This window comes from Amycolatopsis sp. 195334CR (assembly GCF_017309385.1).
Classification (GTDB): Bacteria; Actinomycetota; Actinomycetes; order Mycobacteriales; family Pseudonocardiaceae; genus Amycolatopsis.
The window spans coordinates 2,612,118-2,633,396 of record NZ_JAFJMJ010000001.1 but is presented as its reverse complement, the minus strand read 5'-3'; the positions used below and the strand labels follow the sequence as shown (position 1 = coordinate 2,633,396).

Genomic DNA, 21,279 nt, shown 5'->3' with positions numbered 1-21,279 from the left:
GCTCGGTCGAGTACTGCGGATGTAGTTCAATGGTAGAACATCAGCTTCCCAAGCTGAATACGCGGGTTCGATTCCCGTCATCCGCTCAATGAGAAAGGTCTGGGTCGCAGGAATTGCGACCCGGACCTTTTTTGTTCATTAGGCCGAGCGCCAGGAGCACCGCCGTGACGGTCCCGTCGACGTGTGTCCGCCCGCGGTGTCCCGTGCGAATGTCCGGTGTGGACGGTCACTTCTCCTTGTGGAAGACGTAGGCCGCTGACACCGGGTGGTTGCGGTACTTGGCCCACTTCGGCTTCAGGGCCACCCATCGGTCATCCACGACGGCTTCGCGCAGTTCGGCCAGGCGCCAACCCGCTGACAAGGCGGCCGACACGTGGTCGCTGATCAGGTGCACCGTCGTGGATATGGCGATGGACTCGCCATCAGCAGTAGTGAAGTGCGTGGGCATGCCCGACGCCATGATGAAGTGCGGGTGTAAGCCCACCAAAGCGAACAGCGCGTCCGGCGCAGCGACCCGGAATGCCTCCCGGTAAAGCGGGCCCAAGTCCGTCAGGTGCTCGTCGATCAGGGAGGCGATCAGCAGGTCGTAGGTCTCATCCGGCAACCCCGTGTTGGTGACGTCGCCTTCGCGGAGGGTGTCGTGGGCGCCTCGCAAACGGGCAGCCTCGAGCATCTCCGGGGTCAGGTCCACGCCGTCGATCGATGTGACCCCGTGGCGGCGCAGCCAAGCGCCCGTGCGACCAGTGCCACAACCGAGGTCCAGGGCCCGCGTGACCCGGGACCACTGGGGCACCTTCAAATCGTCGAGCACCGCGATGTCCATCTCGTCCTGGACCGTGTCCTCGTACGTCTTGACCCACTGGCCATAACCCGTGCGCACGTCGACCGTGCGGTAACCCCGCGAATCGAAGCTGTCGAACTCCATGCGGCCGAGTATGGCGATCACGCCGCGCCGCCAAAACCGAATATCACCGCAGGCGCGCGGGAGCCTTCAGGCGCCAGGCCTCCGAGATCAACTCAGCCAGCTGGTCCTCCGCCACCTTCGCCAGGTCGACCAGGATCGCGCCGTACCCGTCGTAGTGCGGCGTCGTGTAGAACGCCGGGTCACCCGAGGCCAGCAGGGCCTCCTTCTCACTCAGCTCGCACATCAGCACCAGGCCGCCCTCCGCCTCGGTGCGCAGCCGCGCGAACGACTTCCCGGCCACCTTCAGCGACGGCGTCCGGTACGAAGTGGACTCTTCGACCTCCGGCAACCGCTTCGCCAGCGCGACCACGTCTTCCCAGGTAGGCATGCCTCCATTGTCCCCACCACGGCTTGGAAAAACGGGAACCGCTACCGCGTGCCCACCCACGACAGGTCCACCTTCGAGTTCAGCACCACCTGCTCGGCGATCGGCACCAGCGCCGACTCCCAGCCCGGCCCCTGGACCCCGTACTCGGCCGCCGGCGTGCGGAACACCAGCCACCGCGCCTCGCCGACCGGCACGCTCAGCGCCGCGCCGGTCTTCGGCTGGAACGGGACGAACGTGCCCCGCACGCCCCGCACCATCACCTCGTACCCGCCGGGCGCCGGCGCGTCGGTGATCGTGGCGTCGAACTCCCGCCAGTTCCCGGCATAACCGAAGTCGCTCACGGTGGTCGTCGCGGTCGACGGCGCGCTGCCGCGCACCGAGATCTCCACGCGTTCCGGCGGCAGGCCGACCTGGAACTCGGGGGTCAGCACGTCCGCGGACGCCTCCGCCGAATCGGCCAGCCGCTGCGCGAGGCCCTGCGGCTCGGGCACCGCGTACAGCATCACGCTCACCCGGTAGTCCGGGTTCGGCAGCCAGCTCAACATCTCCCGGTTGTCCTCACCGGTCTGCTCGAACATGCCGGGCTGGCCCCGCACCGTCGTCCTCCGGTCCGGCGGGGCGTTCAGGATGTCGTCGACCCACACCGGCCGCAGTCCCGGGGCGCGGCGCGACTGCACCATCAGCGAGATGGTGGATTCGCCCGAGGTCCACGTGCGCGTGGCGACCTGGTTGAACGAGGTGGACCGGTCCGTTTCGACGTAACCGTCCGGCAGCCAGCCGAGGTCGTACCCCATCGGCAACCCCGCCAGCTCCCGCTCGGCGAAGCCGACCGGCGGCGGCTCCGGCTGCGAAGGTGCCATCAGGGCCGTCGCGCCCAGTGCCAGTACCGCCACCAACGCCGCGACCAGGCCCACCACCAGCGATTTCCGCGACGACCGCCGCTCACCGGCCAGGGCGTGGAGCACCGGACCGGGGTGCGGGGCGCGCTCGGCCTGCTTGGTCAGCGCGGCCTTGATCAACTCCTCGGTCATGTCGGCTCCGTCTCCAGCTCGATGGTCCGCAGGGTGGTCAGCGCCCGCGAGATGTGGCTGCGCACGGTGCCTTCCCGGCACCCGAGCAGTTCCGCGATCTCCGCGTCGGAGCAGTCCTCGTAGTAGCGGAGGACCACGGCCGCCCGCTGTCTGGCGGGCAACGCGGCGATACCGGCCAACATCGCGTCGCGCTCGTCGTAGTCGCTGGCCGGATCGTCGCTGCGGCCCAGCGCCTCCAGGTCGGCGGGCGACAGCGAGATGTCCGTCCTGGCCCGGCGGCGGCGCCACGACAGGTACTCGTTGGTCACCATCCGCTTCACGTACGCGGCCGGTTGCCCCGTCGCCGCGATCCGCGGCCAACGCTGCTGGGCCCGCAGCAGCGACTCCTGCACGACGTCCTGCGCGAGGTACGAATCGCAGGTGAGCACCGTCGCGTAGCGCAGCAACGGCTCCAGTCGCTGCGCCACGAACTCGTCAAAGGTCGGCCCCACCCCTCTACAACGCACCGGCCCCCCGTTCTGTTGAACGAGGGGCCGGTGAATTCGGGTGAACCTACGGTTTGACGGTGATGCGGTCGGCCGGCGGCGGGGTCACCCCGGCGTGCGCGCCGAAGTAGGCGATCAGCGCGTCCAGGTCGACCGGGCCGCCGCTCAGGTCGGTGCCCTTGGTGAACTCGGTGAAGCCGTCCCCGCCCGCGGCGAGGAAGTTGTTCACCGACACCCGGTAGGTGGCCGCCGGGTCGACCGGCTGGCCGTCGATGGTCAGGTCGGAGACCTTCGACCCCGGGGCCGCCGACGCGGAGTACGCGTACTTCAGCGTCGACGAGATCTGCAGGATCCGCGGTGAGGCCTGCTGCCACTGCTGCTCCAGCACGGCCTTCAGGTTCTCGCCGGTCATCGTGATGGTCTGCATGATGTTCGCGAACGGCTGCACGGTGAACGCCTCGCCGTAGGTCACCACGCCGTCGCCCTCACCGGCGGGCGAGGAGGCGTACACCAGGTCCGCGCGCACGCCGCCCGGGTTGGTGATGGCGATCTGCGCGCCGTTCGACTTGGTGGCTTCGAGCTGGGCGTCGGCGATCACGCTGCCGAGCGGCATCTCGCCGGACGGCGCCGCCGCGCGCAGCAGGTCGCCGGAGATGGTGCCGACCTGCTTGTTCGCGATCGGGGCCGCCTTGACCTTCGCGTCCTCGATCAGCTTCTGCGTGTCCGCGTCCGGGGTGCCGGTGCGGGTGACGATCTCGTTGTGCGCCTTGGACTGCTCACGCACCACGTCGCGGCTGCGGCGGTCCACCTTGAGGTCGACCACGGACAGCAGACGGCCGAACGACGCGCCCTGGATCATCGTGCGCGGCCGGCCAGACGGGTCGTTGACCGTGCAGTTGTACTGCTGGTGGCTGTGCCCGGTGAAGATCACGTCGACCTTCGGCGTGACGTTCTCGGCGATCTTGGTGGCCGGGCCGGGCAGCGTCTTGCAGTCGTCCGGGCCGCCGCCCTCGGTGTTGTCGCCCTGGTGCAGCAGCACCACCTGCGCCTTGATGCCGAGCCGGTCGAGCAGGGTGGCGGTGCGGTTGATCGCCTCCACCTCGTCGCCGAACTTCAGGCCCTTGATCGCCTCGGGCGTGACCACCGTCGGCAGGTCCTTCAGCGTGGCGCCGATGACGCCGATCGGCACCCCGCCGGAGAACTCCACGCTGAACGGCAGGAGCGCCGGGATGCCGTTGTCGAAGGTGACGTTGGCACCGAGGAACGGGAACTTCGCGCCCGAGAACTTGTCGCGGAACTGGCAGCCGTCGTCCGGGTGGCAGCCGCCGAACTGCATGCGCTGCAGTTCCTGGTAGCCCTCGTCGAACTCGTGGTTGCCGACCACCGACGCCTTCACGCCGATCGAGTTCAGGAACTCGATCGTCGGCTCGTCGTGGAACAGCGCGGAGATCACCGGCGACGCGCCGACGCTGTCCCCGGCGGAGAGCACCACCGAGTTCTTCACCTCGCCGCGCAACCGCTTCACGTGCGACGCCAGGTAGGCCGCGCCACCAGCGTCCACAGTGGACCCGTTCGGCAGGGTGACCCGGCCGGACGATCCCGACGGCGGCTCGAGGTTGCCGTGCAGGTCGTTGAAGGTGATCAGGCGGACGTCGGTGGCGGCGGCCGGTGCGGCGGACGCGGGTGAACCCGCCGCGATCAGGCCGAGCGAAGCCAGCACGGCCACCCCGAGGGCACCGGCTCGCCCGCGCAGGCGGGTAGACAAGATCATTTCTCCTCCGTTTCGGGCGGGAGTCTGCCCGCTCGGCAGGTGATCCACCAGAGGAGAAAGTGCGACTACTGGGTAAATTCGCTGCCGGTCAACAATACGTGCGCGACCAGTTCCGGATCGTCACTCATCGGCACGTGGCCGCAGCCCGGCAGGCGCAGCAGTTCGGCCTGCGGCGCGATGCGGCGGAGTTCGGCGACGCGCGGCGGGAAGACGATGCGGTCGTACTGCCCCCACGCGATGGTCACCGGGACATCGGCCACCTGGCCGTCGAACCGGATGTCCCGGCCCGCGGCGATCGCCGGCGCGAACCCGGGCGCACTGGCGAAGGCGCGCAGGTCGTCCAGCACCACTTCGGCGGCCAGGCGCGCGGGCTTGGCCACGATCAGCCCGACCATGGCGCGCCGCCCGGCCGGACTGGCCGCGAGCCGTCGCGCCACCCCGGCGGGCATGCGCTGGGCCGCGTGGCGGTGTGCACGAAGAACCCGCAACGCGTGCAGCTGCTGGCGTCGCGTCCACAACCCGGCGGGGGAGAGCGCGGTGACGCTGCGGACCAGGCCCCGCTGCCCGAGGCCGAGCGCGAACAGCCCGCCCATCGAGTTGCCCGCCACGTGCGGCCGGTCGAGGCCCTGCTCGGCGAAGAACTCCGCCATCGCCTCGATCCCGTTCTCCAGCGTGAACGGCTTGTCCGACATCGGCGACTCGCCGAAGCCGGGCACGTCCACCGAGATCACCTCGCGGTGCGGCGCGAGCAGCGGCACCACCGGTGCCCACGCCTGTCGCCGGTGCCCGACCCCGTGGATCAGCACCAGCGGTTCCCCGGACCCCGTCCGGTCGAAGGCCACCTTGCCCATTACCCGACGGTAACACTCAAAACTTACCGAGGGTAGGTTCTGCCACCCCGGCCACCCGGCCGGTGGCCGCCTCGGCCATCTGGCCGACCACCCGGCCGAGCCGGCGGCTTTTCGACTGAAGCGGCCGGGACCTGCGAATTCCTAACGTTCTTGGCATGACGCACGCACAGGTCACCGCCCTCCAATACGGACTGCTCGCCTTCCTCGCGGTGTGGGGAACGCTGGTCATCCCGCAGGCGATCGTGCAGCACGCGCGGCACGGGAGAGTCCGGCCGAAGGGGCTGCTGGCCAGTGCGGTGTTCACCCTCTACGCCTGCCTCGGCCTGGCCGTGGTGCTGCTGCCGCTGCCCGGCCCCGGCACCCAGCGGCTCAGCCAGACGGTCCAGCTGGTCCCGTTCCAGTGGGTGGCCGACATCGGCACCGAGATGGGCAAGCACGGCATGGCCGGCTGGCAGGCGCTGAGCACGCAGACCTTCCAGCAGCTCGCGATGAACGTGGTGCTGCTGGTCCCGCTGGGCGTGGTGGCCGGGCTGACGTGGAAGCAGGGCTTCGTGCGGACCGCGGCGATCGGCTTCGCCGTTTCGCTGGCCGTCGAGCTCACGCAGGTGACCGCGAACTTCGGCACCGCGCCGTTCGTCTACCGCATCTTCGACGTGGACGACCTGCTCGCGAACACCACCGGGGCGGCGCTGGGCTGGGTGCTCGCCGCGCTCTACCTCACCCTGCGGGCCGGGGCGAACGCCAAGACCTCAACGGTCGAACTGCCGCTGCCGAACCGTGGCGGCCAGTCGCGCGGGCGCGAGTGGATCGACTTCGCCCAGCCGCGCCAGCCGAGCCCGGCGCTGGGCCGCGTGGCGGCGAGCCGCACGCCGGTCCTCGCGCAGCACCAGGAACGCGGCGGCCGCGAACACCGCCAGCACCAGGGCTACGACCAGGCCAAGCTCCACCACGCCACCTCCACACGCCGCTGTGCGTCAGATCACACAGGGTACGCATTCCGTGGTGATTTGGCCAACAGCCCGAAGTATCAGTGGTCCTGACGCGGTAGAACGCAAAATTCGTTGCCCTCCGGATCGGCCAGCACGGTCCACGGATCCCCGGGCGCCTCGTCGAGCAGCGAGGCGCCCAGTCCGATGAGCCGGTCGATCTCCTCGCGCTGGTCCCGCTCGACCGGGCCGAGGTCGAGGTGCAGCCGGTTCTTCACCACCTTCCCCTCGGGCACCGGCTGGAACAGCACGCGCAGCCCGTCCGCGTCGGCCGGATCGCCGATGGTCAGGTACTCGAGCCCGTGGGAGTCGGTCCAGCGCTCGATCTCCTGGTAGTCGAGCGCGGCGCACCAGAACTCGGCGAGGCGGTCGGAGTCGTGGCAGTCGACGGTCAGGGCCAGAACTTTGGTGGACATCACACCAACGTATCCAGCCGGGCCGCTGTGCACACTTGTGCACGTGCGACCGACCCGCGAACAACTGGCAGCGGCCCACGGCGGCGAGATCTCCGATGTGCTCGCCCCCGGGCTGAAGGTCCTCTTCTGCGGGATCAACCCGGGCCTCTACTCAGGCGCGGTCGGACTGCACTTCGCCAGACCCGGCAACCGGTTCTGGCCGGCGCTGCACCCACCCGAGCAACGACCGGCTCAAAAGCGACCTCGCCCGCCGCGCCGGAGGCGCGGCCGAGGACACCGGGCGGCAAGCCGAAACCATCGCGGGAACGAAGGTCTGGGTGTTACCCAATCCGAGCGGATTGAACGCACACTGGACGCCCGCCGCGCTCGGCGAGGAGTTCCGGCGACTCCGCGTGACGAGCGAGGAGGACCACCCTCAGTAGACCCCGGGAGCCGGTTCGGCGCCGAACTTGCGCCGTGGTGCGAAGAGCGGCCCAGGTAACTTACTGACAGTCGAATCCGCAAACCCGGATGCGGCCATGAGGGGGATCTCGCGTCACAGGATCTCCGGCGGCAACTCACACAACCAGGAGGAACATCGTCGGCCGGTCCCGGCAGGGGGGACCGGCATGTGGTGCTGACCGGCCGGGGGGCCGGACCGCACCGCCGGCGATGCGCGGCACGAAGATGGAGATCGCATGACCCGCAGCACCGACCCCAACCGGGCCCATCCGCCGGGGCAGCTGACCCCGCCGATACCCCCGGTGACCGGCGGTCGCGGTTTCACCGTGGCCGCGGTCGAGGCGGTGCCGATCTTCCGCGACGGGCTGTCCGCGCTGATCCAGCGCTCCCACGGGATGACCTGGGTCGGCCACGCGGCCAACCACCACACCGCGCTGCAGCTGTGCGAGCAGCTCAAGCCGGAGATGATCCTGCTGGACTCCGGGCTGGACCCGAACTGCCACCTGACCCGGCTGCTGACCGCGGCCGAGCACCCGCCGATCGTGGTGGTGCTGATCCGCGAGGCCACCCGCACCGCGCGCTACCTCACCGCGTCCATCGGGGCGGGTGCCCGCGCGGCGGTGCCGCGCTCGGCCGAGCCGAGACGGGTGATCGAAGCCATGCGCCGCGCGCACCTCGAAACGCGCTACCTCGACCCGGCGCTGGCCGCGCTGGCCGTCCGGCCGAAGCGCCAGCCCAGCGCCGACGGCCGTCCGGCGAGCGGGCCGCGCGCGCAGATGCCGCTGTCCCGCCGCGAGTACCAGGTGCTCCAGCTGATCGCCGAGGGCATGGAGAACTCGGCCATCGCGAAGGTGCTCTACCTGTCCGTGGAGACCGTGCGCACGCACGTCAAGAGCATCCTGCGCAAACTCGCCGCCCGTGACCGCACGCACGCGGTGACCACGGCGTTCCGCTCCGGGATCCTGATCACGCACCCGGACGACTGCGCCCAGCTCCCGGAGGGATCCACCGCGCCGAAGTGACCGGCATCACATCCATTGGGGAGGATCGTCGATCACATCTGGATGGTTTCCCTTGCCGCAGGTTACCGACAGGTAATACCCTGAAGTTACCGGCCAGTAGGGCAGTAACGGCTACGGCGTGCCCACCGGAAACCCCGAGCGACACGGAGCGACGAAATGGGCCACTACAAGAGCAACGTCCGAGACCTCGAGTTCAACCTCTTCGAAGTCCTCGGCGTGCAGGAGCGCCTCGGCAAGGGCGTGCTCGCCGAATCCGACGAGGAGACCGCCCGCGGTGTGCTGGGTGAGCTGAACAAGCTCGCCACCGGCCCGCTGGCCGAGTCGTTCGCCGACGCGGACCGCAACCCGCCGGTGTACGACCCCAAGACCTTCTCGGTGAAGCTGCCCGAGTCCTTCAAGAAGAGCTACGAGCAGCTCTACGACGGCGAGTGGTGGCGCCTCGGCCTGACCAACGACCTCGGCGGCTTCGGCCTGCCGCCGACCGTGCAGTGGGCGGCCTCCGAGCTGATCCTCGGCGCGAACCCGCCGCTGTTCATGTACATGGCGGGCCCGAACTTCGCGATGATCGTGAACAAGAACGGGACCGACGAGCAGAAGCGCTGGGCGCAGCTGATGATCGACAAGTCCTGGGGCGCCACCATGGTGCTCACCGAGCCGGACGCCGGTTCGGACGTGGGCGCCGGCCGCACCAAGGCGGTGCTGCAGGAGGACGGCTCCTGGCACCTCGACGGGGTGAAGCGGTTCATCACCTCGGCCGAGCAGGACCTGACCGAGAACATCATGCACCTGGTGCTGGCGCGCCCGGAGGGTCCCGGCATCGAGACCAAGCCGGGCACCAAGGGCCTGTCGCTGTTCCTGGTGCCGAAGTTCCACTTCGACGGCGAGACCGGTGAGCTGGGCGAGCGCAACGGCGCCTACGTCACCGGCGTCGAGCACAAGATGGGCATCAAGGTGTCCACCACCTGCGAGCTGACCTTCGGCCAGCACGGCACCCCGGCCAAGGGCTGGCTGCTCGGCGAGGTGCACGACGGCATCGCGCAGATGTTCCAGGTGATCGAGTACGCCCGGATGATGGTCGGCACCAAGGCGATCGCCACGCTGTCCACCGGCTACCTGAACGCGCTCGAGTTCGCCAAGGAGCGGGTCCAGGGCGCCGACCTGCCGAACATGCTGAACAAGGCCGCGCCGCGGGTGACCATCACGCACCACCCGGACGTCCGCCGCTCGCTGATGCTGCAGAAGGCCTACGCCGAGGGCCTGCGCGCGGTCTACCTGTACACCGCCTCCTTCCAGGACCAGCTGTGGACCCAGGAGGGCACCGAGGACGAGCTGAAGCTGGCCGAGCGGGTCAACGACCTGCTGCTGCCGATCGTCAAGGGCGTGGGTTCCGAGCGCGCCACCGAGCAGCTGGTGCAGTCGCTGCAGACCTTCGGCGGCTCGGGTTTCCTGCAGGACTACCCGATCGAGCAGTACATCCGCGACGCCAAGATCGACTCGCTGTACGAGGGCACCACGGCCATCCAGTCGCTCGACTTCTTCTTCCGGAAGATCGTCCGCGACAAGGGCCAGGCGCTCGGCCACATCGCGAACGAGATCACCAAGTTCATCGACGCCGAGAGCGGCAACGGCCGGCTCAAGAACGAGCGCGCGCTGCTCAAGCAGGCGCTCGAGGACACCCAGGGCATGCTGGGCGCGATGATCGGGCAGCTGACCTCCTCGCAGGAGGACCCGCAGAACATCAACAAGGTGGGCCAGCACACCGTGCGCCTGCTGATGTCGGCGGGCGACCTGCTGGTCGGCTGGCAGCTGCTGCGCGCGGCCGAGGTGGCCATCGCCAAGCTGGACGGCGGCGCCTCCGCCAAGGACACCCCGTTCTACGAGGGCAAGATCGCGGTGGCCTCGTTCTTCGCCAAGAGCGTGCTGCCGGAGCTGACCTCGCGGCGCGCGATCGTCGAGGCGGCCGACAACGACCTGATGGACGTGCCGGAAGCCGCGTTCTGATCCTGGTCCCCACCACGAAGGGGCCGGGCGGGGTTCACCCGCTCGGCCCCTTCGCGGTTTGCCGGATCCCCATCGAGGTACCCCCGGTCCAGGACGGTGCAAGGGAGACGGCTAATGGAAATCGCAGGCATCATCAGCGCGATCGTCGTAGGGCTGATCATCGGCATCCTGGGCCGCCTGGTCGCCCCCGGCAAGCAGGGCATTCCGATCTGGCTGACGCTGGTCGTCGGCATCATCGCCGCGTTCATCGGCACGGCGATCGCCCGCGGGCTCGGCTACGCGGACACGAACGGGTTCGACTGGCTGGAGCTGCTCACGCAGGTGGTCGTGGCGGCGGTCGGTGTTTCCCTCGCCGCCGGGCTGTACGGCAGGCGGCGGGTCACGCACTGACCCGGGGTGGGGCGGCGACCGAGCCGCCCCACCACTCAGTCAGTTCCGGAAGCTCGCGCAGGCGGCCGCCACGTAGGAGGTCTTCGGCGCGCGCCAGGCCACTTCGAGCCAGCGGTTGTCCTTGACCGCGGTGTTCTTCCCGCCCACGCAGGTGTACTCACCCCCGACGACCGGCTTGCCGCACGGTTCCTCCGGCGAGGTCTCCAGGTTCACGCAGGTGGTGTAGTTGACGCAGCTGAGCGTGGTCAGCAGCGTCCCGCTGAGCTGCGGTTCGGTCCGGACGTTGAGCTTGCAGTCGTTGGTCACCGTCGCGTTCACCAGCGCGGGACCCTCCCCGGCACTGGCCGACGGCGCCAGTCCGACCACCAACCCCATCGCCGCCACCACCGGCAACACCTTCACCAACCTGGACACCCAGCCTCCTCACGCTCCACAACGGACCTCACCCACAGTAGCCATCCGAGGGCGAACGGCAATTACTCGATAGGGCGGTACGGTGGCGCCGTGGAGCTGGACTTCTACCGCCACGGCCTGGCGGAAATCCCCGACGAGGTGTGGTCGGCGCCGGAGCTGTGGGTGCTGAACCTGGCGAGCAACCAGCTCACCTCGGTCCCGGCGCGGATCGGCACGCTGACCTCGCTGCACACCCTGGACCTCGGGCACAACCAGCTCACCTCGGTCCCGGACGAGCTGGGCTCGCTGCCGAATCTCACCGAGTACCTGTATCTGAGCGACAACCAGCTCACCGAGCTGCCGGATTCCTTGTGCCGCCTGGACAAGCTGCGGTACCTGGGCGCCACGGACAACGGCCTGGTCCGCCTGCCGGAGGACATCGGCTCGATGCGCTCGCTGCGGGAGCTGCGGTTGTACTACAACAAGCTCTCCTCGCTGCCGGACTCGTTCGGCTCGCTGACCGCCCTGCGGGAGCTGTACCTGCGCGGGAACCAGCTGTCCGAACTGCCGTCGTCGATCGGTGCCCTGCAGGACCTGCGGCACCTGGACCTGCGGGAGAACCAACTGGTCACGCTGCCCGAGGAACTGCTGGACCTGCCGAAACTGGGCAAGCTGGACCTGCGGTGGAACCGGCGCCTCGAACTGCCGACGTGGCTGCCCAAGCTGGAAGCGCAGGACTGCGTCGTCCTGCTCTGACCCCGGCGGTGGTCAGGGGCAGATGGTGAACGGGCGCGGCTGGTAGGTGACCGTCCGTGGTTCCCGGCGGACTTCGGCACCGCTGCCGAGGTCGTACAGGACGCGGGTGTCGGTGACGGTGAAGCCCGGGATGCCCGGCGTCGGCTCGCAGCGGCCCGAGGTGCCCGTGCGCACCGGCGGGTCGACCACGTCGGACTGCGGGCCGGTCAGGCTCTCCACCCGGTACCGCTTGGTGCCCCAGATCTTCACCGTGACCGAGTTACCGCTGGTCAGCGTCTGGATGGCGATGCCGGTCGACGCGTCGTTGGTGAACCGGAAGTCGACCGCGGAACCGTTGTCCTGCAAGGACCGCGCGTCGCGCGCGGGCGGGAAGCGGTCGATGTAGTAGCTGTGCGGGCTGTGCCCGGCGTCGGCGAGACCGGCGAAGTAGACCGCGTTGTACAAAGTGGACGTGAACTGGTTGATGCCGCCGCCGTAGACCTCCGCGCCGGTGCCGTCCTCGTGCACCGGGGCCTTGAGGTAACCCTGCGAGGCGGTCCGCGGGCCCGCGTGCCCGTCGAGGCTGAACGTGTCGCCGGGGCGCACGATCGCGCCGGCCACCTTGTCCGCGATGGTCTTCACGTTGCGCGTCACGTCCCCGGAGAAGCCGCCGGTGGTGAACTCGCCGATGACCTCCTTGATGCCCAGCGAGTTCGCCGCCTGCGTGCTCACCTTCGGCTTGCCGGGCTCGTAGACCGCGCGCAGTTCGTGCACGTCCGGCCGCTTCACCGCCTCCAGGAAGGGGGCGAAGGTCTTCGTCCAGTCGACCTGCCGACCGTCCTCGGACGGCTGCACCGACGGCGACGCCCCGGTGAACACGATCTGCGCGTCCTTCGGCTTCCGCTCGGTTTCGGCCAGTTGCGGCTGCGCCAGCTGCTGCAGCTTGCCCTGGTCGAGCCGGACCTCCAGGGCCCCGCCGTCCACCGCGGCGAACTGCATGGCCCCGGCGAGCCCGTCCGGCTTCAGCACCGCGTCGCGCCCGTCCCCGCGGATGTGCATCGGCAGCGCGAGCGTCGGCTTGACGATCTGCTCCAGGGTCGCCCGCACGCCTTCGACCGTCGCCTTGGGCGGCGTGGCCTGCACCGGCAGTTCGACCGCGGTGTGGCCGAGCCAGTTGTCCTTGATCAGCTGGGTGGCGGTGTCGACCTCGGTCATCTCCTGCCGCTGCCGCGGCTCCACCGCGATCGCGGTGACCCCGCCGTCGCTGCCCTGGATCGACTCGAAGCGGATGCCGCCCTCGGTCATGTCGTGGTTCAGCTTCGCCGCGGCGAACTCCGTCACCGACTGCTTGAGCACGTCCGGATCGCTGGTGGACACCACGCCCACCTCGCGGGTGGTGAAGAAGGAGGCGATCCGGGTGAACGGGTCGAGCGGCTGCGTGCCCGCCTTGGCCACCGTCTGCGGCCAGTCCAGGCCGAGGCCGGAGGCGATCGGGTCCAGTTCGGCGTCCACGTCACCGGCGCGCACCCGCACCGGCGCGGTCAGCCGCGGCTCCAGTTCCTTGCGCAGCACCGCCTCGGCGTCGGCGCGGTCCAGCCCGCCGACCTCGATGCCGACCACGGTCACCCCGCGCGGCACGGTGCCCGCGCTGAAGATCAGGTCGGCGGTGTAGAGCACCACGAACAACGCCAGGAAGGCGCCGACGCCGAGGAAGACCCGGCCGACGGCGTACCGCCTGCGGGTGGCGCGGCTGCGCGGGCGCTCCAGCACCACCGGCCCGTCCAGCAGGGCGCCGACCAGTTCCTCGTCGTTCTCCCGCGGCTCCGCCGCGGCTTCGGTGTCGACGGCGTCGGAGTCGAACTCCGGCCAGTAGTGCTCCTCCCGCAACCCGCACCTCCCGAAGGTCAGGGGCGGCGGGCGAACACCTACAAGTACAGCCCCGTGCCGTGCTCCGTGCGCTCGCTCGCCATGGCGTGAATGTCGCGCTCACGCATCACCAGGTACCCCTCGCCCTGGATCTCCACCTCGAGCTGATCGTCCGGGTTGAACAGCACCCGGTCGCCGACCTTCACGTTGCGCACATTATTGCCCACCCCGAGTACATCACCCCAGGCGAGCCGACGCGCGACCTGAGCGGTCGCGGGGATCACGATGCCGCCGCTGCTGCGGCGCTCGCCGTCCTCTCCGGACAGCTTGGCCAGCACGCGGTCGTGCAGCATCTGGATTTCGAGCTTGGCCGCAGAAGCCGTGTTCTTCTCGGACACGCCCCGAATGCTACGCGGCGGAAATCACCCCGCCGGGGTACCCGCCATCATCAACTCCAGCACCGCGTCACCACCGGTTTCCAGCCGGACGGGCACACCCCAGTCCTGACGGGTGACGCGGCAGACCGGGTGTTCGGCGGCGCTGTCGCAACTGGCCGCCTGCGCCACCACCTGGAGCACGCCCTCGGTGATGCCCTCGGCGAGCCGGAGGCGGCGGACCAGGTCGGTGCCCACGCCGGCGCCCTCGACCAGCAGTTCCGGCGGGGAGGCGCTGATCTCCAGCCGGGTCGACGGGCCGTAGCGGTCGTCGAGCTTCTCACCGGGCGGCGGGGTGAAGACCACGCTGAACTCCAGCTCACCGGGGGCGAGCACGGACGGCGGCCGCCGCACGGCGTGCGCGTCGCCCTCGACGCTCTCGGTGCCGTCGGCGGCGATCGGGGTGATCCGGTGCCCGGCGGATTCGACCACCAGCAGGTCGTCCCCGTGAAGCACCAGGCCCGACGGCTCGGCCAGGCCGGTGACCACAGTGGACACCTGGCCGGTCGCCGGGTCGTACCGGCGGACGGCGCCGTTGTAGGTGTCGGCGATCGCGATCGAACCGTCCGGCAGCGCGGCCAGGCCGAGCGGGTGCTGGAGCAGGGCCTCGGCGGCGTCGCCGTCGCGGTGGCCGAAGGAGAACAGGTCGATGCCGACCGCGGTGTGCACGGTCGACGACTCGTCGATCCAGCGCAGGGCGGAGGTCTCGGCGTCGGCGAGCCACAACCGGCCGGGGGTGACCGCGAAACCGGAGGTCTGCGCGAAGAACGCCTCGCTCGCGTCGCCGTCGCGCAGGCCCTCGACGGTTGTGCCGGCGAAGCGGCGAATGGTGCCCGCGACCGGGTCGAAGGCGGACAGCGTGTGGTTGCCCGCCATCGCGACGATCACCGCGTCGTTCCACCAGACGACGTCCCACGGGCTGGTGAGGTCGACCTTGCGCGCGTCCCCGTCGGACTCGCCGTTGCGCCACTGCTCGCCGGTGCCCGCGACGGCGGTGACCTCCCCGGTGTCGAGGTTGAGGCCCTGGAGCAGGTGGGCGGCGGTGTCGGCGACCACCGCGTGGTACCCGGCCCGCTCGGCGACCTCCGGCGGCAGCAGCGCGAGCCCGGACGGCTCGGTGAACGGCTCCCCGCGGCGGCCGGTGCCGAACCGGCGGACCAGCCGCTCGCCGTCCAGCTCGACGATCGAATGGTTGCCCGTGTCCGCGACCAGGAGATGGCCGTTCGCCGTGATGGCCTTGCTGGGGAAGCGCAGCAGGCTCTCGGCTTCTTCGAGCGGCACGTACGGGCTGCCGCCGCGGCGGATCGTGTGCTTTTCGGTGAGTTCGATGAGCACGCGGCGCAGAGCCTCGGCATGCCCCTCACCCGCGGCGACGTGCACGACGTAGCCCTCGGGGTCGACCACCACGAGCGTCGGCCAGGCACGCACGGCGTACTGCGACCAGGTGGTGAGATCGGGGTCGTTGAGCACCGGGTGGTGCACCTCGTAGCGCCGCACGGCGGCCTCGATGGCCGCCGCCTCGCCCTCGTGGAGGAACTTGGGCGAGTGCACGCCGATGGTCACCAGCACGTCGGCGAACTCGGCCTCCAGCGGGCGGAGCTCGTCCAGTACGTGCAGGCAGTTGATGCAGCCGGAGGTCCAGAAGTCCAGCAGGACGATCTTGCCGCGCAGATCGGCGAGGCGGAGGCGCTCCCCGCCGGTGTTGATCCACTCACGGCCGGCCAGCTCCGGCGCCCGCACCCGGGCCTGACGATTGCTCACGCCCCACAGCTAACACGAACCGGGCGTGGTTCCCAGTCAGTGGGAGCCGTTCTCCGCTCGGGCCTTCAAGCGGCGCAGGGTCGCCTCGATGTTCCGCTGGTTCTGCTCATCGCGCTCGAAGACGCCGGTGACCGCCGAGGTGGGTAGGCGGAACCAGGCCGGGCGGCGTTCCCAGGTGCTTTCGGTGACCACGCAGCCGGTCTCCGTGGCGGTGATGTCGTACTGCCAGCGCGACACCGGCAGCCCGGCCACCGAGGTCACCTCGAAGGCGAACCGGCGCCCGGCCCAGGCGTCGGTGATTTCCGAGGTCGTGCTCCAGCGCCGCACCCCGCGGCGGTTGCTGCCCCGGAACTTCGCGCCGACGACGGCCTTGCTCGCGCCGTCCAGCCACTTGTGCCCGGAGTACTCCTCGGCCAGTTCCGCCAGCACGGCCGGGTCGCTGACCAGCTCGTACACCTGCTGCGGGCTGGCGTTGACCTCGATCCGCCCCGTCGCGTTCGGTTCAGCCATGCCGTGCAACATACCCACGGTATGCGGAGAACGCCAAGGTCAGTTGCGGCGCAGCGCCCTGGTCACGCCGGCGGCCACCGTGGTCGCCAGGGTCCAGCCCATCGCGGTGAACCCGACCGCCACCCACTTGTCGGCGCCCTCCATGAACCAGCGCCCCTTGTTGCCGAAGTCCACGATCGGCACCAGCAGGTCGACGGTGTAGAGCACCGGACTCCACTCCAGGCCCTTGTCGTCGCTGTTGACCGCGCACCGGCCGCCGCTCTGCGCGTAGTTCTCGGTGTCGGTCAGGCACGGGTGGTCGGTGTGCCCGGCGGCGAACCACACGCTGCCCGCGATCAGCAGCAACAGCAGCCAGCCGACCGCGCGGCCCGGCCGGTAGCCGTACCCGACCATCGAGCGCTGCAGCCAGCTCCACAACCGGACCAGCGGCCCGAGGAACCGGTACCCGTCGGCCAGCGACTCGTACCGGAACTGCTGCTTCTTGAACAGCACGGTCGAGGCGTGCTCCTCGTTACCGCTGGTGCGCAGCATCTCGGCGAGCTGGTCGTACGGACCGGGCCGGTACCCGCCCATCGCCCGGCGCAGCAGCCGGATCCGCTGGTCGACCGCGGCGTCGTCCTTGATGCCGATCGGCACCTTCATCGAGTCGTACCGGAAGTCCTCCAGGTCCAGCCCCTCGGTGGCCTCCCACAGCTCCGGGTTGTCGTTGAGCGTGACGCAGTGCGCCCCGGCCAGCACCACCTGCCCGCGCGGCGCGCTGGCCGGCATCAACGCGAACTCGTCGGCGGTGACCGAGCCGACGTCGAGCGCGATGCCGTCGCGGTCGCTGGACTGCAGCACCGCGCCGGTCAGGTCGACCCGGCGGGCGACCACCGCGCCGTCCAGGTTGACCCCGCCCTCGGCGTGGAACCGGCGGTCGCGGTTGGCGGTGAACACCAGGTCGCGGCCGATCCGGCCGGCCCGCACGTCCACCGAGAAGCTGGTGTTCGGCCGGACCGCGGGCTTGACCACCTCGGTGCCGTAGAGGTCGATGCTGCCGCCGACCTCGATGCCCTGCAGCCGGAGCGTGCCCTCCACCTTGGCGTCGGTCAGGTGCAGGTTGCCGGCGATCTTGGCGCGCCGGGCGGAGAACACGTCGCGCTCGTGGTGCTGGAGCGTGGCGTTCCAGGCCAGCACGTTGCCGCCGACGGTCACGTCCGACAGGCGGCACTGGCCCATCGGCACGTTTAGGTTCGTCGCCTCGATGTCGCCGTTGATCTGGGTGCCGTCGATGTGCAGCGCCCGGTCGTAGAACGGTTCGACGTAGCCGCGGGCCACCGAGATCTCGGCGTGCGCCAGGCGCAGCGTGCCGCCGATGTGCGCGTTGACCATGCGGATGGTGCCGGTGGCGCGGAAGTCGTCGCTGAGCTCCACGTTGCCGTCGACGCGCAGCCGGTCCGCGCTGATCGCCGGGCGCGGGTCGAGGTACGGGTCGCGCGACTTCCACTGGTCCACCACGATCGGGCCGTGCTGGCTGGTGTGCAGCCGGGCCCCGCGCAGCACGATGTCGCTGTCCACCTTGGCGCTGGGCAGGTAGATGATGCCGTTGGCGGAGAACCGCTTGCGGGCCTTCGGCGGGCCGTAGGTGTCCACCTCGCAGAGCAGGCTGCCGCCGATGTGCAGGCCGTTGCCGTTGAGCGCGAAGCCGTCCGGGTTGTGCAGGGTGGCGCCGGAGAAGTTGACGTTACCGCCGGTCTTCAGGCCGGGGACGCGGATCTCGCCGTCGGCCTCGAGTCGGTAGGCGAGCAGGGCGCCGGTGATCTCCAGCCGGTCGGCCTGGATGGCCTTGCCCCGGGAGTGCTCGATCCGGGTCCGGGTGAGCACCACCGAACCCTCGATGGCCGCGTCGGTCAGGTTGATCGCCGCGTCCGGACGGCCGCGTTCCCGGTCGTCACCGCGCTGGACCGCGGTTTCGCTGTGCCCCTTGACCGTGTGCTCGACCTCGACCGCGCAGCGGATCAGCCGGACGTCGTTGCGGCTGCGCATGTTGCGGGCCTTGAGCCCGGGCAGCCAGCAGCGGCGGAAGACCAGCCCGAGCAAGGTCGCCTCGCGCACGTCCGGCGGTTCCTCGAACCGGCAGCGCTCGAACCGGAAGAGGTACTCCAGGTCGAGCGCGCGCAGGTCGAAGCGCCCGGTGATGAAGGCGTCCTCGACCTGCACGAGCGGCGCGTTGGTCGGCTGCTTGCGCAACCGGAGCAACCGGCCCGGCTCCGCCACGATCAACGGCTTGATCAGGTCCTCGGCGCGGATCTCGTACCGGTAGTCCGGCTCGGGCTCGAACGGGTCGAAGGCGTCGGCCGGTTCGGGTGGGTCGCCGGGCTCGTGGTCGTCACGAGCCCCTCCCCGGCGAAACACCACCACCGCTAGTCGTCCACGTGGGTCGGATTCAGGACCCGCGAGAGGAAGGTCTTGGTCCGCTGCTGCTGCGGGTCACCGATCACCTGCGCCGGCGCGCCCTGCTCGACCACCACCCCGCCGTCCATGAACAGCACCACGTCGGCCACCTCACGCGCGAACTGCATCTCGTGCGTGACCACCAGCATGGTCATGCCCTCCTCGGCGAGCTGGCGCATCACGCTGAGCACGTCGCCGACCAGCTCCGGGTCCAGCGCCGACGTGGGCTCGTCGAACAGCATCACCTCGGGGTTCATCGACAGCGCCCGCGCGATCGCCACGCGCTGCTGCTGCCCGCCGGACAACTGCATCGGCAGCGAGTTCGACTTCTCCGAGAGGCCGACCTTCTTGAGGTTGTCGAGCGCGATGCGCTCCGCCTCGGCCTTGTCGCGGCCGAGCACCTTGCGCTGCGCGATGGTCAGGTTGTCCAGCACCGACAGGTGGGCGAACAGGTTGAACGACTGGAACACCATGCCGATGCCGCGCCGGGCGTGGTCGATGTCCACGTCCGGATCGGTGATCTCGTGGTCGTTGACCACGATCTTGCCCTGGTTGGGCTCCTCCAGCAGGTTCACGCAGCGCAGCAGGGTGGACTTGCCCGAGCCGGACGGCCCGATGATGCAGACCACCTGTCCGCGCTCGACCCGCAGGTCGATGCCCTTGAGCACCTGCAGCTCACCGAACGCCTTGTGCAGCCCGGAAATCTCGACGATCACGTCGCTCATGCCTCGACCTCCAGGCCGCGGTTCTGCTTCCGGCCGGTCCTGCGTTCCAAGTACCGCGAGAGGTAGCCGAGCGGGAGGGTGATGATCAGGTAGCAGAGGCCGGCCAGCAGGATCGGCGTCATCGACCCGGTCGCGTTGAGGCCCTCGCGGCCCCACTTGGTCAGCTCGTACTGGTCCCTGGCCAGGCCGAGCAGGTAGATCAGCGAGGAGTCCTTGGTGAGCAGGATCAGCTCGTTGGTCAGCGGCGGCAGGATGATCCGGAACGCCTGCGGGATGACGATGGAGATCATCGCCCGGCCCTGGCTCATGCCCAGCGACCTGGCCGCCTCGACCTGACCCGGCGGCACCGCCTGGATGCCGGCGCGAATGGTCTCGGCCATGTAGGCGGCGCCGACCGCGCCGAGCGCGATCGCGGCGGTGGAGTAGATGTCGAACTTGATGCCGAAGGCGAGCGGCACACCGAAGCCCAGCGCGATGAACACCAGCAGCGCGGGGATGCCGCGGAAGAACTCGATGTAGACGGTGGCGATCCACCGGTACGGCGGCACCGACGACAGCTTCATCAGCGCCAGCACCAGCCCGAGGGCCAGGCCGAGCAGGAAGCCGAGCACGGTGTAGATGATGGTGTTCTTCAGCGACGTGGTGATGATGCCGGGGAACTGCTCCGCGGCGGCGTCGAGGTTGAAGAAGGCGCGCTGGATCGTCGCCCAGTCCGCGACGAAGGCCAGCACGGCGATCACGATCACCAGCAGCGCGTACTGCGCCAGCTGGATCGTCTGGCGCCGCTTGCGCTTGGACATGGCCATGAGAGAAGGCTCCTCGAAAGTGGCTGGCAGAACCAGGGGGAACTACCGCCGTGGCGGTAGTTCCCCCTGGTCGCGGATCAGGCGGTCGGCTTCTTGCCGAACCACTTTTCGTAGATGCGGTCGTAGGTGCCGTCGCCCTTGGCCTTGGTCAGCGCCTCGTTGACCTTGGCCAGCAGCGCGCCGTTGCCCTTCTTCACCGCGATGCCGTAGTTGTCGCCGGTGTCGAAGGTGGCGGTGACCTCGACGTCGGCGTTCGCCTTGAGGAAGTCCAGCAGCACCACGTCGTCGTTGATGCCGGCGTCGACCTGACCGGTCTGCACCGCGGTCTGCTCCAGCGCGAGGTCCTCGAACTGGATGACCTCGTAGCCGAACTTGTCCTTGTTCTCGTTGGCGTAGGTCTCGCCGGTGGTGCCCTGCTGCACGCCGAGCTTCTTGCCGCGCAGCTTCTCCAGGCTGTCGTAGCCGGAGCCCTTCTTCACCAGCAGCGCCTGCTTCGCGTTGAAGTACGGGTCGGAGAAGTCCATCACGGCCTGGCGCTCGGGGGTGATCGACATGGCCGCGGCGGCCACGTCGCACTGCCCGATGTTGAGCGACTCACCGGACTTGATGCCCTCGAACGGCGTGTCGAAGATCTTCTGCTCGCTCGCGCCGACCAGGGGCAGCACCAGGTCCACCAGCTCCACGTCGAAGCCGACGGTCTTGTCGCCCTCGGTGAACTGGAACGGGGCGTAGGGCAGGTGGGTGCAGGTGGTCAGCTTGCCCGCTTCCTTGAGCGTGATCTGCCCCCCGGCCTGGGTGTCGGCTCCGGTGTTGACCGATTCGGCGCAGCCTGCCGCGGTAACGGCCAGGGCGAGCGCCGGCAAGATGGTGAGCGCTCTGCGTGTGTGTCGACGCGCCACGGTGTCACTCCTAGTAGTCAGAACTCGGCGA

General features: G+C 69.6%; 21 protein-coding genes, 1 tRNA gene and 1 pseudogene. 7 read left to right on the top strand and 16 right to left on the bottom strand.

Annotation, left to right across the window (positions count from 1 at the left end; translation table 11 throughout):
• The first annotated feature begins 15 nt into the window (after nucleotides 1–15).
• Nucleotides 16–86: transfer RNA gene (locus JYK18_RS12810), tRNA-Gly, on the top strand.
• A gap of 140 nt (nucleotides 87–226) precedes the next feature.
• On the opposite strand, the gene JYK18_RS12805 is transcribed toward JYK18_RS12810, so the two are convergent.
• The 6 genes from JYK18_RS12805 to JYK18_RS12780 all read right to left on the bottom strand — a co-directional run bounded on the left by JYK18_RS12805 (nucleotide 227) and on the right by JYK18_RS12780 (nucleotide 5,430).
• On the bottom strand, nucleotides 227–925 hold the full coding sequence (locus JYK18_RS12805; protein WP_206802293.1) for a class I SAM-dependent methyltransferase: 699 nt from the start codon (nucleotides 923–925) through the stop codon (nucleotides 227–229).
• Between the two features lie 43 nt (nucleotides 926–968).
• A complete protein-coding gene (locus JYK18_RS12800; protein ID WP_206802292.1) occupies nucleotides 969–1,292 on the bottom strand; it encodes an MmcQ/YjbR family DNA-binding protein in 324 nt (107 codons plus the stop codon).
• A 41-nt stretch (nucleotides 1,293–1,333) separates the two neighbouring features.
• Nucleotides 1,334–2,323, bottom strand: coding sequence for a hypothetical protein (locus tag JYK18_RS12795; RefSeq protein WP_206802291.1), 990 nt, complete (start codon nucleotides 2,321–2,323; stop codon nucleotides 1,334–1,336).
• On the bottom strand, nucleotides 2,320–2,790 hold the full coding sequence (locus JYK18_RS12790; protein ID WP_374195011.1) for a SigE family RNA polymerase sigma factor: 471 nt from the start codon (nucleotides 2,788–2,790) through the stop codon (nucleotides 2,320–2,322). Before JYK18_RS12790 ends, JYK18_RS12795 begins: the two co-directional genes overlap by 4 nt.
• 85 nt (nucleotides 2,791–2,875) lie before the next feature.
• Nucleotides 2,876–4,579 carry a bifunctional UDP-sugar hydrolase/5'-nucleotidase gene (locus JYK18_RS12785; protein WP_206802289.1) on the bottom strand — a complete coding sequence of 568 codons (1,704 nt, stop codon included), beginning with the start codon at nucleotides 4,577–4,579 and terminating at the stop codon, nucleotides 2,876–2,878.
• Nucleotides 4,580–4,644: 65 nt separating this feature from the next.
• Nucleotides 4,645–5,430, bottom strand: coding sequence for an alpha/beta fold hydrolase (locus JYK18_RS12780; RefSeq protein ID WP_206802288.1), 786 nt, complete (start codon nucleotides 5,428–5,430; stop codon nucleotides 4,645–4,647).
• 155 nt (nucleotides 5,431–5,585) lie between these two features.
• Between JYK18_RS12780 and JYK18_RS48285 the strand changes: the two genes are divergently transcribed.
• Complete coding sequence (locus JYK18_RS48285; protein ID WP_206802287.1) at nucleotides 5,586–6,470, top strand: VanZ family protein; 885 nt, start codon at nucleotides 5,586–5,588, stop codon at nucleotides 6,468–6,470.
• On the opposite strand, the gene JYK18_RS12770 is transcribed toward JYK18_RS48285, so the two are convergent.
• Nucleotides 6,458–6,832, bottom strand: coding sequence for a VOC family protein (locus JYK18_RS12770; protein ID WP_206802286.1), 375 nt, complete (start codon nucleotides 6,830–6,832; stop codon nucleotides 6,458–6,460). The genes JYK18_RS48285 and JYK18_RS12770 overlap by 13 nt on opposite strands.
• Before the next feature lie 37 nt (nucleotides 6,833–6,869).
• Between JYK18_RS12770 and JYK18_RS46635 the strand changes: the two are divergent.
• The 4 genes and pseudogenes from JYK18_RS46635 (at nucleotide 6,870) to JYK18_RS12755 (ending at nucleotide 10,686) form a co-directional block, all read left to right on the top strand.
• Nucleotides 6,870–7,254, top strand: a pseudogene (locus JYK18_RS46635) (uracil-DNA glycosylase family protein).
• A gap of 255 nt (nucleotides 7,255–7,509) precedes the next feature.
• Entirely contained in the window at nucleotides 7,510–8,295 is a 786-nt protein-coding gene (locus JYK18_RS12765; protein ID WP_206802285.1) for a response regulator transcription factor, read from the top strand.
• A gap of 156 nt (nucleotides 8,296–8,451) precedes the next feature.
• Complete coding sequence (locus tag JYK18_RS12760) at nucleotides 8,452–10,296, top strand: acyl-CoA dehydrogenase (protein ID WP_206802284.1); 1,845 nt, start codon at nucleotides 8,452–8,454, stop codon at nucleotides 10,294–10,296.
• A 114-nt stretch (nucleotides 10,297–10,410) separates the two neighbouring features.
• Nucleotides 10,411–10,686: a GlsB/YeaQ/YmgE family stress response membrane protein gene (locus tag JYK18_RS12755; protein ID WP_206802283.1), complete on the top strand. Its 276-nt coding sequence runs from the start codon at nucleotides 10,411–10,413 to the stop codon at nucleotides 10,684–10,686.
• A gap of 39 nt (nucleotides 10,687–10,725) precedes the next feature.
• Here JYK18_RS12755 and JYK18_RS12750 read toward each other — a convergent pair whose 3' ends face one another.
• Nucleotides 10,726–11,100: a hypothetical protein gene (locus JYK18_RS12750; protein WP_307795885.1), complete on the bottom strand. Its 375-nt coding sequence runs from the start codon at nucleotides 11,098–11,100 to the stop codon at nucleotides 10,726–10,728.
• A gap of 90 nt (nucleotides 11,101–11,190) precedes the next feature.
• Here JYK18_RS12750 and JYK18_RS12745 point away from each other — a divergent pair, with 90 nt between their 5' ends.
• Nucleotides 11,191–11,835, top strand: a complete 645-nt coding sequence (locus JYK18_RS12745; RefSeq protein WP_307795884.1) for a leucine-rich repeat domain-containing protein — start codon at nucleotides 11,191–11,193, stop codon at nucleotides 11,833–11,835.
• A gap of 12 nt (nucleotides 11,836–11,847) precedes the next feature.
• Here the strand turns inward: JYK18_RS12745 and JYK18_RS12740 are convergent, their stop codons facing one another.
• The 8 genes from JYK18_RS12740 to JYK18_RS12705 all read right to left on the bottom strand — a co-directional run bounded on the left by JYK18_RS12740 (nucleotide 11,848) and on the right by JYK18_RS12705 (nucleotide 21,248).
• Nucleotides 11,848–13,701: a VanW family protein gene (locus JYK18_RS12740; protein WP_242579081.1), complete on the bottom strand. Its 1,854-nt coding sequence runs from the start codon at nucleotides 13,699–13,701 to the stop codon at nucleotides 11,848–11,850.
• 38 nt (nucleotides 13,702–13,739) lie between these two features.
• Nucleotides 13,740–14,033, bottom strand: coding sequence for a co-chaperone GroES (locus tag JYK18_RS12735; RefSeq protein ID WP_113698006.1), 294 nt, complete (start codon nucleotides 14,031–14,033; stop codon nucleotides 13,740–13,742).
• 69 nt (nucleotides 14,034–14,102) lie between these two features.
• Nucleotides 14,103–15,854, bottom strand: coding sequence for an NHL domain-containing thioredoxin family protein (locus JYK18_RS12730; RefSeq protein WP_206804193.1), 1,752 nt, complete (start codon nucleotides 15,852–15,854; stop codon nucleotides 14,103–14,105).
• 57 nt (nucleotides 15,855–15,911) lie between these two features.
• Nucleotides 15,912–16,385 (bottom strand): SRPBCC family protein, encoded by a 474-nt coding sequence (locus tag JYK18_RS12725; protein ID WP_206802282.1) that lies wholly within the window; start codon nucleotides 16,383–16,385, stop codon nucleotides 15,912–15,914.
• Between the two features lie 39 nt (nucleotides 16,386–16,424).
• Nucleotides 16,425–18,785, bottom strand: coding sequence for an oxidoreductase (locus tag JYK18_RS12720; protein ID WP_206802281.1), 2,361 nt, complete (start codon nucleotides 18,783–18,785; stop codon nucleotides 16,425–16,427).
• A gap of 2 nt (nucleotides 18,786–18,787) precedes the next feature.
• Nucleotides 18,788–19,543, bottom strand: coding sequence for an amino acid ABC transporter ATP-binding protein (locus JYK18_RS12715; RefSeq protein WP_242579078.1), 756 nt, complete (start codon nucleotides 19,541–19,543; stop codon nucleotides 18,788–18,790).
• Nucleotides 19,540–20,349 carry an amino acid ABC transporter permease gene (locus tag JYK18_RS12710; RefSeq protein WP_206802280.1) on the bottom strand — a complete coding sequence of 270 codons (810 nt, stop codon included), beginning with the start codon at nucleotides 20,347–20,349 and terminating at the stop codon, nucleotides 19,540–19,542. Before JYK18_RS12710 ends, JYK18_RS12715 begins: the two co-directional genes overlap by 4 nt.
• 77 nt (nucleotides 20,350–20,426) lie before the next feature.
• Nucleotides 20,427–21,248, bottom strand: coding sequence for a transporter substrate-binding domain-containing protein (locus tag JYK18_RS12705; protein WP_206802279.1), 822 nt, complete (start codon nucleotides 21,246–21,248; stop codon nucleotides 20,427–20,429).
• Between the last annotated feature and the right edge of the window lie 31 nt (nucleotides 21,249–21,279).